The sequence below is a fragment of the Mesorhizobium sp. L2C066B000 genome (assembly GCF_000502335.1).
Classification (GTDB): domain Bacteria; phylum Pseudomonadota; class Alphaproteobacteria; order Rhizobiales; family Rhizobiaceae; genus Mesorhizobium.
In genome coordinates this window covers 62,316-74,856 of record NZ_AYWZ01000002.1, presented here as the reverse complement: position 1 = coordinate 74,856, position 12,541 = coordinate 62,316, and the positions used below count along the sequence as shown (strand labels likewise).

Here is a 12,541-nt window from a genome sequence, read left to right as displayed (position 1 = left end):
AATGATGCGGAAACTGTCGCTTCTTATTGCCGGTGCGCTGATGGGCGCGTCAGCGATGAGCCTGGTCTATGGCGCGCCCGGCTCGACGGCGAACGCTGCAGGCTCCGAGACCTACAAGCAACTGGCGATCTTCGGCGACATCTTCGAGCGCGTGCGGGCGCAGTATGTGACGCCGCCGGACGACAAGTCGCTGGTCGAAAACGCCATCAACGGCATGCTCACCTCGCTCGACCCGCACTCCTCCTACATGAATGCCGAGCAGGCGCAGGACATGCGCGTGCAGACCAAGGGTGAGTTCGGCGGCCTCGGCATCGAGGTCACCATGGAGAACGACTTGGTTAAGGTGATCACGCCGATCGACGACACCCCGGCTGCCAAGGCAGGCGTGCTGGCCGGCGACTATATCGCCAAGATCGACGGCCAAGAGGTTCGCGGCCTGACGCTTAACGATGCGGTCGAAAAGATGCGCGGCCTGGTCAACACGCCGATCAAGCTGACCATCCTGCGCCAGGGCGCCGACAAGCCGATCGAGTTGACGGTGGTGCGCGACATCATCAAGGTCAAGGCGGTCAAGTTCCGGGTCGAGAACGACATCGGCTACATGAAGATCACCTCCTTCACCGAAAAGACCTATGACGACCTCGAGAGCGCCATCGACACCATCAAGAAGCAGGTGCCGAACGACAAGCTCAAGGGCTATGTGCTCGATCTCAGGCTCAACCCGGGCGGCCTGCTCGACCAGGCGGTGAGCGTGTCCGACGCCTTCCTCGACCGTGGCGAGATCGTCTCGACCCGCGGCCGCGACCCGAAGGACGTCACACGCTTCGACGCCAAGGCAGGCGACGACATCGGCGCCAAGCCGCTGATCGTGCTCGTCAATGGCGGTTCGGCCAGCGCCTCCGAGATCGTCGCCGGCGCGCTGCAGGATCTGCGCCGCGCCACAGTGGTCGGCACGCAGTCGTTCGGCAAGGGCTCGGTGCAGACCATTATCCCGCTTGGCGAGAACGGCGCGCTGCGCCTGACGACGGCGCTCTATTACACGCCGTCCGGCAAGTCGATCCAGGGCAAGGGCATCACGCCCGACATCAAGGTCGACCAGCCGCTGCCGCCCGAACTGCAGGGCAGGGACCTGACGCGCGGCGAATCGGACCTCAAGGGCCATATCAAGGGCGCCGACGAGAGCGATACCGGCTCGGGCTCGGCTGCCTATGTGCCGCCGGATCCGAAGGACGATCTGCAGCTGATCTATGCCGAACAGCTGCTGCGCGGCCAGAAGACCGATCCGGCATTCCCGCCGAATCCGGAGAAGGCAGTGCTTAACCAGTGAAATCGACTGGTAGCTCTGGCTGCCCAATCGAAGCGATGCAATGCTGCCGGGACCGTGAGGTTCCGGCAGTTTGATTCGGGGACCGCTGGGCGCTGCGCCTCAAAAGGCGCAGGGGACGCGCCGTCAGTTTTGGATCTGCGCATGGCGAAAAGATTTCGCCGATCATGCGCCCGGGGATGCGGCTTGGCTGACATCGGCAAGGACATCGAACGCCCACTCGGACAGGCCGCCCGACCGCGTGCTGCGTCGCGCGGGATCAGCGCTGGCGCCGTCGCGGCGACGCTGGTCGTGCTGGCCGCGGTCGGCATCTCCGGCGCGATCGCGCTGCGCGAGAAGCCGTTCCGCAAACCGGAAGCAATCGCGGTCTCGACGCCAAAGGTGACGGCGGCGGCCGAGCCCGCGGCCGCAGCACCCACTGCTCAAGCGACGGCGGCAGCGCCGAAGGCGGAAACGCCCAAGGCCAGCGGTCCGCAGATCATCCATGTGCAAACCCAGGAGGGTGACGGCCCGCCCAATGCAGCCATCGTCATCCACGACCCGTCGACGATCGGCCAGAACCTGAAGATCGCGCATATCCCCGACAGGGCGCTGATCGAGGCCAGCGACACCGGCCCACTCCCGGTTCGCGCCGCTGACGGCCGGCGGCCGTTCGATGTCTATGCGCGGCCGTGGTCGGGTTCGCGCGGCGCTCGCGTGGCAATCGTCATCGGCGGGCTTGCCGTGTCGCAGACCGGCACGCAGGCGGCAATCGCCAAGCTGCCGGCTGAAGTGACTTTGGCCTTTGCGCCGCAAGGCAACAGCATCGGCCGGTGGATGCAGGCGGCACGGCAGAGCGGGCATGAGGTGGTCATGCAGGTGCCGCTCGAACCGTTCGACTATCCCAATGTCAATCCCGGCCGCAACACGCTGACAGTGGCGGCAAGCCAGGACGACAATCTGAAGAATCTGCGCTGGGCGCTGTCGCGGACCACCAACTATACCGGCGTCATGAACTATATGGGGGCGCGCTTTTCGGCCGACGCGACAGCGATGGGGCCGTTCATGGCCGAGCTTGGCAAGCGCGGCCTTGCCTATATCGATGACGGCTCGTCCGCACGGAGCTTGGCGTCCGATCTCGCCTTGAAGGACGGTGTGCCGTTCGTCGCCGGCGATACGGCAATTGACGCTGTGCAGGACCGCGGCGCCATCCTGAAAAAGCTCGACGCGCTGGAAGCGACCGCGCGTGCGAAAGGCTCCGCCGTCGGCATCGGCTCGGCTTTCGACCTCACCGTCGACACCGTGGCGTTCTGGGCGGTCGAAGCGAAAAAGCGCGGCATCGAGATCGTGCCGATCTCGGCGGTGGCCATCGACCCGGAAAAGGGCTGACCGGCGCTTGTGGCGATTTTCAACGATGCCGAGAAAAGAGCTCTCTCTGGGCCTGATTGATTGAACCATCATCCCAGTCGACCTCGCGCTTTGATTGCGGGATGTGTCTCCGCCGATATTCGTTGTTGTAGAACAGGGTGCCGTGGATTCCGAGCACATCGCGTTTCAGGATGGGACGACCCCAAAGCGGCGCCAGCACGCGACCTGCCTCGTCTTCACCAAGCCGCTCAAATAAATCTTCGGCCAGTTCCATGTCTCTTCCATCCGGGAAGATGGCGGCGTACTCCTCCTCTGTTGCCTCGAACACGCTGAAGGTTGCGTTCAAGGCGCCGTCGATGATTTGAATATTTTTCATGGAATTACTCTGCCATTCGACCGCAACGGCGGCAACGGGGCCGGGTGGCAGTGACTGGAACGAACCCACGTTTTCCGCTTCCGGGGCAAGCCTACTTTGAGTACGCTCCGCTCCGGTTCTCGAAATCATTCGCCACTGCCTCGCCGGAGCGAATCTCAGAACGGCTTTAAACTCCGATGGCTAAAAAGATCGATCCCGAGACGCTGCCATACCGCCCCTGTGTCGGGCTGATGATCCTCAATGGCGACGGGCTGGTCTGGGTTGGGCACCGCATCGCCGAACCGGACAGCGAATTTGCCGGGACCACGCAGCTCTGGCAGATGCCGCAAGGCGGCATCGACGAGGGCGAGGAGCCGCTGCAGGCGGCCGGGCGCGAGCTCTATGAAGAGACCGGCATGCGCTCGGTCACGCTGCTGGCCGAGGCGCCGCATTGGATCAACTACGACCTGCCGCCCGATCTGGTCGGCATCGCCCTCAAGGGCCGCTATCGCGGCCAGACGCAGAAATGGTTCGCCTACCGCTTTCACGGCGAGACCAGCGAGATCCAGATCAATCCGCCGCCAGGCGGCCACACCGCCGAATTCGATGAATGGGCATGGCGGCCGATGCAGGACCTGCCCGATCTGATAGTGCCGTTCAAACGCAAGGTCTATGAGGATGTGGTGGCGGCGTTCCGTCATCTTGCCTAGCTGGATGTGACGGTTCGCACGGCACCTGATTCGTGCTTTATTGATCGGGACACCCGCAGCCACGAGACCCATATGAACGACGCCGGGCAATGGCCTCTTAGCGCAGCGTATGGGCTGCCCCTCACCCGCCTGCCGGCTTTCGTCACTCGAAAAGCCAAGCAGTTGGCTTTTCGTCCGCTTTACGCCGACCGCTCCTCAATTCCCCGTATAGGGATAGGGAGAGATATCCGGCAGGACAATGAGGGGCAGCGCCGACTTCAGCGGGTCTGCGATGCATAAAGCCAAAGATACGATCAGCGAAGCGGCGGCCGGCGCCATTCTCACCATCGATCTCGGCGCGGTCAGGGAGAATTACCGGCGGCTCAAGGCAAAGCTCGGCGGCGTGCGCTGCGCCGGCGTCGTCAAGGCCGACGGTTACGGGCTCGGCGCGCGGCAAGTGGCGGCGGCACTGGTTGCCGAAGGCTGCGACAGCTTCTTTGTCGCGCATCTCACCGAGGGTGTCGCGCTGCGCGACGCACTCGGACCGAAGCTGGAAATCCATGTGCTGAACGGGCTGCCGCCGGGCTCGGAACCCGAAGCGGTGGCTGCCGACCTTGTTCCCGTCATCAACAGTGGCGGACAATTGAAGGCGTGGAGCAAAGCCGGCCAGAAGGCCGGCCGCAAGCTCAAGGCCGCCATCCAGGTCGACAGCGGCATGTCGCGGCTGGGCATGGCGCCGGCAGAGGTCCAGGCGCTTACGGCCGATGCTTTCGCCGGCGTCGATGTCGTTCTCGTCATGAGCCATCTGGCCCGTGCGGACGAACCGACCAATGCGGCCAATGACGCGCAACTCAGGGAGTTCGAACGGCTGCGCAAAATGCTGCCCAAGGCGCCGGCGTCGCTGGACAATTCCTCCGGCATCTTTCTTGGGCCGCGCTATCAGTACGACCTCGCGCGTCCGGGCGCTGCGCTCTACGGCATCAATCCGACGCCTGATGAGGCGAACCCGATGCTGCCGGTGGTGCGGCTCGAGGCAAAGATCATCCAGACACGCGGCATCGATAAGGGCGCGGGCGTCGGCTACGGACATGCGTTTCTGGCCAGCGGTCCCTTGCGCGCGGCCACAATCTCGCTCGGCTATGCCGATGGCTGGCACCGGCGCGCGGCTTCGGCTGCCTGGCTCGACGGCGTGCGACTGCCCTTTGTCGGGCGGGTGTCGATGGATTCGATCATACTCGACATCTCGGCCCTGCCGGCCGGCCGGCTGCGCGAGGGCGACCTTGTCGAACTCCTGGGCCCCTCGCAGAGCGTCGATGACGCCGCCGGCCATGCCGGCACGATCGGTTATGAAATCCTGACCAGTCTCGGCCCCCGCTTCCACCGCCGCTATATCAACGAATAGAGCCGCGACACGCCGCCCCTTGGCGGACGCCGCAGAATCCGGCAGACAGGAGGCGGCGGCCCTCTGACGGAAGTCGTCGTGGAGAGTGATGCGATGAAGATCTTCGTGTTGGGCGGCGGCGTTATCGGGGTCACCACTGCCTATTATCTCGCCGAGGCCGGCCACGAGGTGACGGTGTTCGACCGCCAGAAAGGGCCGGCGCTGGAAACCAGCTTCGCCAATGCCGGCGAGATCTCGCCGGGCTATGCTTCGCCCTGGGCCGGCCCCGGCATTCCGCTGAAGGCAATCAAGTGGCTGTTGATGAAGCACGGCCCGCTGGTGGTGCGGCCGGCCTTCGATCCGTATATGTGGACATGGCTCATCAAGATGCTGCGCAATTGCACCGCGGATCGCTACGCCATCAACAAGGCGCGCATGGTCCCGCTCGCCGAATACAGCCGCGACACGCTGAAGGCGCTGCGCGAGGCGACCGGCATCGCTTATGACGAGCGGACCAAGGGCACGCTGCAGCTGTTTCGCACGCAAAAGCAGCTCGACGGCACCGGCGGCGATGTAGAGGTGCTGAAGAAATATGGCGTTCCCTACGAGTTGCTCGATCCCGAAGGCTGCATTGGCGCCGAACCTGCGCTGGCCGGCGTGCGGGAAAAGTTTGTCGGCGGGCTGAGATTGCCCGGCGACGAAACTGGCGACTGCAAGATGTTCACCGATCGGCTGGCCGAGCTCTGCGTGGCGCGCGGCGTCACGTTCGAGTACGGCACGCAGATCCGGCGCTTCTCCAAGAACCGCAATCGCATCGTCAGCGTCGGCACCGACCAGCGCTCGCGCGCGGCCGACGCTTATGTGCTGGCGCTGGGCAGCTATTCGGCGCGCTTCATGCGCCTGCTCAGGCGCCCGATCCCGGTCTATCCGGTCAAGGGCTATTCGATCACCGTTCCGATCAAGGACGCGGTCGCCGCCCCGGTGTCGACGGTAATGGACGAAACCTACAAGGTGGCGATCACCAGGCTCGGCGACCGCATCCGCGTCGGCGGCACGGCGGAGATTTCCGGCTTCGATCACAGGCTGCATGAATCGCGCCGGCGCACCCTCGAACATTCGGTCGGCGATCTGTTCCCGGATGGCGGCGACCTCAAGGCGGCGTCCTTCTGGTGCGGGCTGCGGCCGATGACGCCGGACGGGCCGCCGCTGGTCGGCCGCACCGAGTTCTCCAACCTCTATCTCAACACCGGGCACGGCACGCTTGGCTGGACCATGGCCTGCGGCTCGGCCAAGGTGCTGTCCGACATCATCTCCAGCAAGGTGCCTGATATCGATGTGCGGGAGCTGGGGCCGGAGCGGTATTTGAGGTAGGGGTGCTTTTTAAAGCTGGCGGGCCAGCACCCCCTCTGTCCTACCGGACAGAGGGGTGTAAAGGATCGCTACAGAACGGCATTCCTTCAGCCTCGCCAGCCTCTCAAAACGCCTCCTTCACCCAGCCCTTCGAGAACAGCCACCGGTAGGCCCAGGGGATCATTACCTTGGTCGATACCGGATTCGAATGGGCGACATAGTCGTCATAGACCGGCTGCATCCTGGCGTAGAAGGCAGGGTCGAGCACCGTCATGCCGTTCTCCAGATCGTGGAAGAAACTGCGGTTGTTGAGATTGACCGACGAGATCGTCACCAGCCTTTCGTCGATCATCATGATCTTGGAGTGCAGCACGACATCGGGCGCCTTTAATTCGCGGATGTTGATGCGGTCGCCATATTTCTCGACGAACAGCTTGTTGAGCGCGGTCAGCAGCTTGCCGCCAATATCGCCCTTGAGGTCGATGCGGCCGACAATGTCGATCCTGACGCCGCGCGCCAGCGCCCGCTCGATGGCCAGGCTGAGCTTCGGCGTCAGATTAAGGTAGGGATTGACGATCTCGATATGGTGCCGGGCAGTGTCGATCAGCTCGACGAAATAGGTCTCGAGCGCATGGTTGTCCTCGTAGGGCACGGAAATGAAATGGCGCACCGTGCCCGGCGGGCGCCGGCTGTCGGAGCGCACCGGAATGGAGAAGGGCCTTGCGATGTTGGTGTCGGCGTCGCGCAGCCACAATGTCGAGAGATGCGCGGCCAGCGTCTCGACCGTGGCCGGGTCGGCAAACTCGATGTCGAAATCGCTCCAGTTCGAATAGTAGTTGAGCGAGAGGCCGTCGGTCTTGCCGTATTGCTCCAGGTTCGGGTGGCGCGACAAGTCGATCGGCTTGTGGAACAGGAAGCCGTCATGAATGTTGCGGCCGCCGATGATGACGCGCGAGCGGGCGGGATCCTCGGCAAGTGTCGCTAGCATCTTGACGTGATGGGTCTTGTGCAGCTGCGACAGCTGCTCGTCGACCGGCGCGCCGTGGTCGGCCCGCCAGCGATATTCCTGCAACTCGACATTGGGATAATCGGCCGCCAGCCGGTGCAGCAGCGCGTCGTCCTTGTCGCGCTCCAGCACGTCTGTGACCATGATGCGCACTTTGGTGCCGAGGGCTGCGTGATGGCGGATCAGCCGCTCGATGACGCGGCCGGAAAAATCGGCCTTGAACTCCAGCGACGACAGATAGACCAGCTTGAGTTTCGGCGCGCGCGAGAAATCGAGCGGCAGTTCGGGGTCGGCCTTGTCGAAGGCGCTGTCGGGTAAAGGCGCGCCGAGCAGCGCTTCGACCTTGGCGTTGAAGCCGTCGCGCGACTTGCGTAACAGGCGCGGTGACCCGAGCGGCAGCGAACAGCTCTGCGACAGCCAGCGGCCGGCGTAGAAGACGCGGGCGAGTTCATCCAGGCCGGATGGACCGGGCACTGGACAACGCTCGTAGCGGCTGTCGAGCGCGGCTATCGCCGGATAGGCAACCTCTTCGCGCAGGATGGTGAGCGGGGCGCCTGCCGGCGCCAGACTGGAGCTGAGCTTGAGACTGCAGCGGTTCAAACCATCGCTGGGGAACAGGCTGGCGGTTTGCCCGGCCGACAGGCGGAGGCGGAAGGCGGCACCGCTCGCCACGCTGCGCGAGCCACCGCCGGCGCGAATCGCCAGCGCCCCGTCGCAGGCGCCCGATATCTCAACCGGCTGCTTTCCCGCCTGGCGCATCACGATCTCGATCGAGCGCGCCTGCAGGCCGGAAAAGCTGAACGTCTTTGGCGCGGAGGGCCGCGCGGCGGCGTTGACATAGAGCGTCTGCCGCGACACGCGCCAACGGCCGTTGAAATGGCCTTCGCCGGCTGTGCCGCTCAATGCCGGCATCTGTTCGGCGGTAACCGGCTTCGCCAGCCGTTCCAGCGTCCGGTAGGTGGCCTGGAAATCGCGGTTGGCGATGGCGTGGCGGTCATGTCCGAACGGACCGGTGCCGTTCGCCCTGTCGATGGCCCCGATCTGGTTGTGGGCGAGCAGCGCCAGAAACTGCCTTTCATAGTCGCTGGCACCGGCATCGCCGAAAAACGCTGCTGCTGCAGTCTGCGGTCCGGGCGTGCCGGCCGATACCGACGGCCGGCCGCAATCCTTCGCATCGGGGAAGAAATCGCAGCTGTGCCGGATCGGGGCGGCGCAACCGGCAAGGGCCGCCAGCCCCAGCCCGGCCAAGGCCAGGCAGATGGCGCGGTTCATCCGGTCGCACCGTTCATCGTCTTCAGTTCAGCCGGATCGCGCGGCGGCAGGAAGCCATGCGGAAACACCTTGCAGACGGGAAGCGCGAAAGTGGCGATCAAAAGCTCGGCCTCGCCGCGCATCTTTTTCGGCGCTGTCTTGTCATCACGGATCGCCTTTGCCGAGGCGACGAGCGCGCCGTCGCAGTCGCAATGATTATGGCGCGCGATGTAGCAGGCGTCATGGATTTGGCAGGCGCTGTCGAGGCGATTGACAGGGCGAGCCGAGAGGTCGCCGGTGCGGGTGCCGGGACCGCAGTAATTGCCGAAGACGAAAGGCGACGGGCGGGCCATTGCGATACGGACCGGCTTGGGCAGTTCGGCTTCCGGAACTACGGTCCATGGATTGGCGCAGGCGGAAAGCGCGACAAGCGGCAAGATGGCGAGCACCGCTCGCATTTTGATCCGCACCAGCTTTGCAAAAAAGTGTCCCACCCGGCGCAGCCAATCCTTAATGATAGGCGACATCGCGCTTGTTGCCACACTGCCCGATTTTGTGGCGAGGGCAAGGCGGCGCGGCCATCAGACAAACAGCCCGCGCTCTCTCTCGACTGCCTTGGTGATGAAGTTGGCGACGATCTGCACGCGGCGCAGTGGCCGGACCGATTCATGATAGACCAGCCAGTAGGCGCGGCGGATCGGCGTCACGATGTTAACGGGGATCAGCTCCGGCATCGAGCGGGCGACAAAGGTGTGCAAGATGCCGATGCCGGCGCCCGACCGCACCGCTTCGGCCTGGCCCAGCGCTGAGGAGATGGCGAAGCTGGTGCGCCAGTCCGGGCTGAACTCCGCCGCATAGTCGAGCGACGGGCTGACGATCAGGTCTGGGACATAGCCGATCAGCGTATGCTGGCCGAGTTCGGCAGCGGTCTCGGGTAAGCCGTGCGCCTGCGCATAGTCCCGCGAGGCAAACAGGCCGAGTGTGTAGTCGACCAGCTTTCCCGCCACCAGCCTGCCTTCGCTCGGCCGCTCGACGGTGATGGCGATGTCGGCCTCGCGCCGCGACAGCGAGAAGGAACGCGGCACCGGCACCAGCTGGATGGTGAGTTCGCGGTGCAGCGCGGTCAGCGCGCCAAGACGCGTGGCGAGGAATGCAACGCCAAACCCGTCGGGCGCGCCGATGCGCACCGTGCCTGAGATATCGTCGCCTTCGCCCGACACGGCGGAGCGCGCGGCGATCATGTCGGCTTCCATGCGCTCGGCAATGTCGAGAAAGCGCTGGCCGGCCGGCGTCAGCTCGCTGCCGGTGGTAAGCCGGCGAAACAGTTTTGTCCGTAACGCATCCTCAAGCGCTGCGATGCGGCGCGAGACGGTGGCGTGATTGAGTTCCAGCCGCTTGGCGGCGCCAAGGATCTGCCCGGCGCGGGCCACGGCGAGGAAGATGCGGACGTCATCCCAGTTCATTGGGGTGGTCCGGGCTAGCGGCGAACGCGGCGTTCCCGCCCACCCCCCTCTGGCCTGCCGGCCATCTCCCCCGCAAGGAGGGAGATTGGCAGCTCCGCCACCTGCGTCTCTTTTGGTGCGTTGAAGATTTGCGAAGGCGGCAGCCACATCTGATCTCCCCCCTTGCGGGGGAGATGTCCGGCAGGACAGAGGGGGGTGTGACGGAGCGCAACCTTCGGGCCTTTCAGCAATCTGTAATTTGCGGCAATTAATGCACACTCGTCCTTCGTTGTCTATTTCTTGCACAACGGTTGCGTTTCCCCTCGCGTTGCCTTCGCGCCTGCAAAGGGGTTGAATGCGCCATCACAAACTCAGGGAGAGAAACCATGATCGAATACGGTCATTTCATCGGCGGCAAGCATGTCGCCGGGACCAGCGGGCGCAAGCAGGACGTCATGCAGCCCATGGACGGCTCGGTGCGCGGCACGGTGGCGCTGGCTTCGCCGGCGGAACTGCGTGCGGCTGTCCTGAATGCCAAGGAAGCACAGATCAAATGGGCTGCGACCAACCCGCAGCGGCGTGTGCGCGTGCTGATGAAGTTTCTTGAACTGGTTGCCCGCGACTATGACGAACTGGCCGATCTCCTGGCGCGCGAGCACGGCAAGACCATCGCCGACGCCAAGGGCGACATCCAGCGCGGCCTCGAAGTGGTCGAAGTCTGCATCGGTGCGCCGCACATGATGAAGGGCGAGTTCACCGACGGCGCCGGCCCCGGCATCGATGTCTATTCGATGCGCCAGCCGCTTGGCGTCGTTGCCGGCATCACCCCGTTCAATTTCCCGGCGATGATCCCGCTGTGGAAGATTGCCCCGGCGCTGGCCTGCGGCAACGCCTTTATCCTGAAGCCTTCCGAGCGTGACCCTGGCGTGCCGATGCGCATCGCCGAACTGTTCCTCGAGGCTGGCCTGCCGGCTGGCGTTCTCAACGTCGTCAATGGCGACAAGGATGTCGTCGACGCCATCCTCGACGATCCTGATATCAAGGCTATCGGCTTTGTCGGCTCGACGCCGATCGCGCATTACATCTATTCGCGCGGCACGGCCGCGGGAAAACGCGTGCAGTGCTTCGGCGGCGCCAAGAACCACATGATCATCATGCCCGATGCCGACATGGACCAGACCGTCGATGCGCTGATCGGCGCGGGCTACGGCTCGGCCGGCGAGCGCTGCATGGCGATCTCGGTTGCCGTTCCCGTCGGCAACGACACCGCTAACCGGCTGATGGAAAAGCTGATCCCGCGTGTCGAAAGCCTCAAAGTCGGCCCGTCGACGGATTCGTCCGCCGATTTCGGCCCGCTGATCACGGCGCAGGCATTGGAACGCGTCAAGGGTTATGTCGACACCGGCGTCAAGGAGGGCGCCAAGCTGGTCGTCGATGGCCGCGGCTTCTCCATGCAGGGCTACGAGGATGGCTACTATATGGGCGGCTGCCTGTTCGACAATGTGACCGCCGACATGCGCATCTACAAGGAAGAGATTTTTGGCCCGGTGCTGTCGGTGGTGCGTGCGCCGACCTATGAGAGCGCCATCAAGCTCGCCAACGATCATGAGATGGGCAATGGCGTGGCCATCTTCACCCGTGACGGTGATGCTGCTCGTGATTTTGCTTCGCGCGTCCAGGTCGGCATGGTCGGCATCAACGTGCCGATCCCGGTTCCGATCGCTTACTACACGTTCGGCGGCTGGAAGGCGTCGTCCTTCGGCGACCTCAACCAGCATGGTCCGGACGCGTTCCGCTTCTACACCAAGACCAAGACGGTGACCTCGCGCTGGCCCTCAGGCATCAAGGACGGTGCCGAGTTCGTCATCCCGACGATGAACTGACCGGACGATTTCGAAGATCGGCAAGAAGGCCTGGGTTCAACGTCCCGGGCCTTTCTTTGTACGAAACCGACATTGGCCATCACGTTTAAGCGATGGAACCAAGAGCCGGTCATCTGCCTTAAATTGCATTCCTGCCGTGGTGCAGGCCATCAAAATAGCGCCGGTAGCAGCCGGGGTTCTCGTCTGGCGCAAGGAGGTGTCAGATGACACGACGTCTTGTGGCGGCGATGTTCTTTGCGGTGTTCGCGATGTCCGGCATCGCCCAGGCTAAAGCCGATCAATGCGCGGCGCGGACCGACCTGGTCAAGGCGCTCGGCGAGAAGTTCCACGAAAACCAAGCCGCTCGTGGCCTGGTGAACCCAAATGTGGTGCTTGAGATATTCGTCTCCGACCAGGGCACCTGGACCATCCTGGCCACCGACACACACGGCCAAAGCTGCATCATCACGGCTGGCGAAGGCTGGGACGGGGCGACCATGGCCGCAGTCTTGCCGGGCACCTGATAAAGACCGG

The 12,541-nt window shown here is 64.1% G+C and carries 11 protein-coding genes; 7 read left to right on the top strand and 4 right to left on the bottom strand.

From position 1 onward, the window contains the following. The first annotated feature begins 1 nt into the window (after nt 1). Together X733_RS156725 and X733_RS156730 are read left to right on the top strand one after the other, a co-directional pair. Nucleotides 2-1,327, top strand: coding sequence for a S41 family peptidase (locus tag X733_RS156725; protein ID WP_023684126.1), 1,326 nt, complete (start codon nt 2-4; stop codon nt 1,325-1,327). 183 nt (nt 1,328-1,510) lie between these two features. Further along, nucleotides 1,511-2,692: a divergent polysaccharide deacetylase family protein gene (locus tag X733_RS156730; protein WP_023818236.1), complete on the top strand. Its 1,182-nt coding sequence runs from the start codon at nt 1,511-1,513 to the stop codon at nt 2,690-2,692. Nucleotides 2,693-2,711: 19 nt separating this feature from the next. Here X733_RS156730 and X733_RS156735 read toward each other — a convergent pair whose 3' ends face one another. Then, nucleotides 2,712-3,176 (bottom strand): hypothetical protein, encoded by a 465-nt coding sequence (locus tag X733_RS156735; protein ID WP_245261401.1) that lies wholly within the window; start codon nt 3,174-3,176, stop codon nt 2,712-2,714. Nucleotides 3,177-3,223: 47 nt separating this feature from the next. On the opposite strand from X733_RS156735, the gene X733_RS156740 reads away from it, so the two are divergent. The 3 genes from X733_RS156740 (at nt 3,224) to X733_RS156750 (ending at nt 6,467) form a co-directional block, all read left to right on the top strand. After that, entirely contained in the window at nt 3,224-3,736 is a 513-nt protein-coding gene (locus X733_RS156740; RefSeq protein ID WP_023818235.1) for an RNA pyrophosphohydrolase, read from the top strand. A 271-nt stretch (nt 3,737-4,007) separates the two neighbouring features. Beyond that, nucleotides 4,008-5,117, top strand: a complete 1,110-nt coding sequence (gene alr / locus X733_RS156745; RefSeq protein WP_031193152.1) for an alanine racemase — start codon at nt 4,008-4,010, stop codon at nt 5,115-5,117. Between the two features lie 93 nt (nt 5,118-5,210). Continuing rightward, on the top strand, nt 5,211-6,467 hold the full coding sequence (locus X733_RS156750; protein WP_023818233.1) for a D-amino acid dehydrogenase: 1,257 nt from the start codon (nt 5,211-5,213) through the stop codon (nt 6,465-6,467). A gap of 103 nt (nt 6,468-6,570) precedes the next feature. Here X733_RS156750 and X733_RS156755 read toward each other — a convergent pair whose 3' ends face one another. From X733_RS156755 to X733_RS156765, 3 genes are all read right to left on the bottom strand, one after another. Then, nucleotides 6,571-8,724, bottom strand: a complete 2,154-nt coding sequence (locus tag X733_RS156755) for a phosphatidylserine/phosphatidylglycerophosphate/cardiolipin synthase family protein (RefSeq protein ID WP_023818232.1) — start codon at nt 8,722-8,724, stop codon at nt 6,571-6,573. Continuing rightward, complete coding sequence (locus X733_RS156760; RefSeq protein WP_023728660.1) at nt 8,721-9,161, bottom strand: hypothetical protein; 441 nt, start codon at nt 9,159-9,161, stop codon at nt 8,721-8,723. The genes X733_RS156755 and X733_RS156760 overlap by 4 nt, the downstream gene beginning before the upstream one ends. A 123-nt stretch (nt 9,162-9,284) precedes the next feature. Continuing rightward, nucleotides 9,285-10,166 (bottom strand): LysR family transcriptional regulator, encoded by an 882-nt coding sequence (locus X733_RS156765; protein WP_023668708.1) that lies wholly within the window; start codon nt 10,164-10,166, stop codon nt 9,285-9,287. Nucleotides 10,167-10,531: 365 nt separating this feature from the next. On the opposite strand from X733_RS156765, the gene X733_RS156770 reads away from it, so the two are divergent. Together X733_RS156770 and X733_RS156775 are read left to right on the top strand one after the other, a co-directional pair. Next, nucleotides 10,532-12,028, top strand: coding sequence for a CoA-acylating methylmalonate-semialdehyde dehydrogenase (locus X733_RS156770; protein ID WP_023818231.1), 1,497 nt, complete (start codon nt 10,532-10,534; stop codon nt 12,026-12,028). A 203-nt stretch (nt 12,029-12,231) separates the two neighbouring features. Beyond that, nucleotides 12,232-12,531, top strand: coding sequence for a hypothetical protein (locus tag X733_RS156775; RefSeq protein ID WP_023688917.1), 300 nt, complete (start codon nt 12,232-12,234; stop codon nt 12,529-12,531). Nucleotides 12,532-12,541: the final 10 nt, after the last annotated feature.

What these genes read in the sequence shown, in the direction of transcription:
- X733_RS156725 (WP_023684126.1), top strand. Translation starts at nt 2, where the DNA reads ATGATGCGGAAACTGTCGCTTCTTATTGCCGGTGCGCTGATGGGCGCG.
- X733_RS156735 (WP_245261401.1), bottom strand. Translation starts at nt 3,176, where the DNA reads ATGATTTCGAGAACCGGAGCGGAGCGTACTCAAAGTAGGCTTGCCCCG.
- X733_RS156740 (WP_023818235.1), top strand. Translation starts at nt 3,224, where the DNA reads ATGGCTAAAAAGATCGATCCCGAGACGCTGCCATACCGCCCCTGTGTC.
- alr (WP_031193152.1), top strand. Translation starts at nt 4,008, where the DNA reads ATGCATAAAGCCAAAGATACGATCAGCGAAGCGGCGGCCGGCGCCATT.
- X733_RS156750 (WP_023818233.1), top strand. Translation starts at nt 5,211, where the DNA reads ATGAAGATCTTCGTGTTGGGCGGCGGCGTTATCGGGGTCACCACTGCC.
- X733_RS156755 (WP_023818232.1), bottom strand. Translation starts at nt 8,724, where the DNA reads ATGAACCGCGCCATCTGCCTGGCCTTGGCCGGGCTGGGGCTGGCGGCC.
- X733_RS156760 (WP_023728660.1), bottom strand. Translation starts at nt 9,161, where the DNA reads ATGCGAGCGGTGCTCGCCATCTTGCCGCTTGTCGCGCTTTCCGCCTGC.
- X733_RS156765 (WP_023668708.1), bottom strand. Translation starts at nt 10,166, where the DNA reads ATGAACTGGGATGACGTCCGCATCTTCCTCGCCGTGGCCCGCGCCGGG.
- X733_RS156770 (WP_023818231.1), top strand. Translation starts at nt 10,532, where the DNA reads ATGATCGAATACGGTCATTTCATCGGCGGCAAGCATGTCGCCGGGACC.
- X733_RS156775 (WP_023688917.1), top strand. Translation starts at nt 12,232, where the DNA reads ATGACACGACGTCTTGTGGCGGCGATGTTCTTTGCGGTGTTCGCGATG.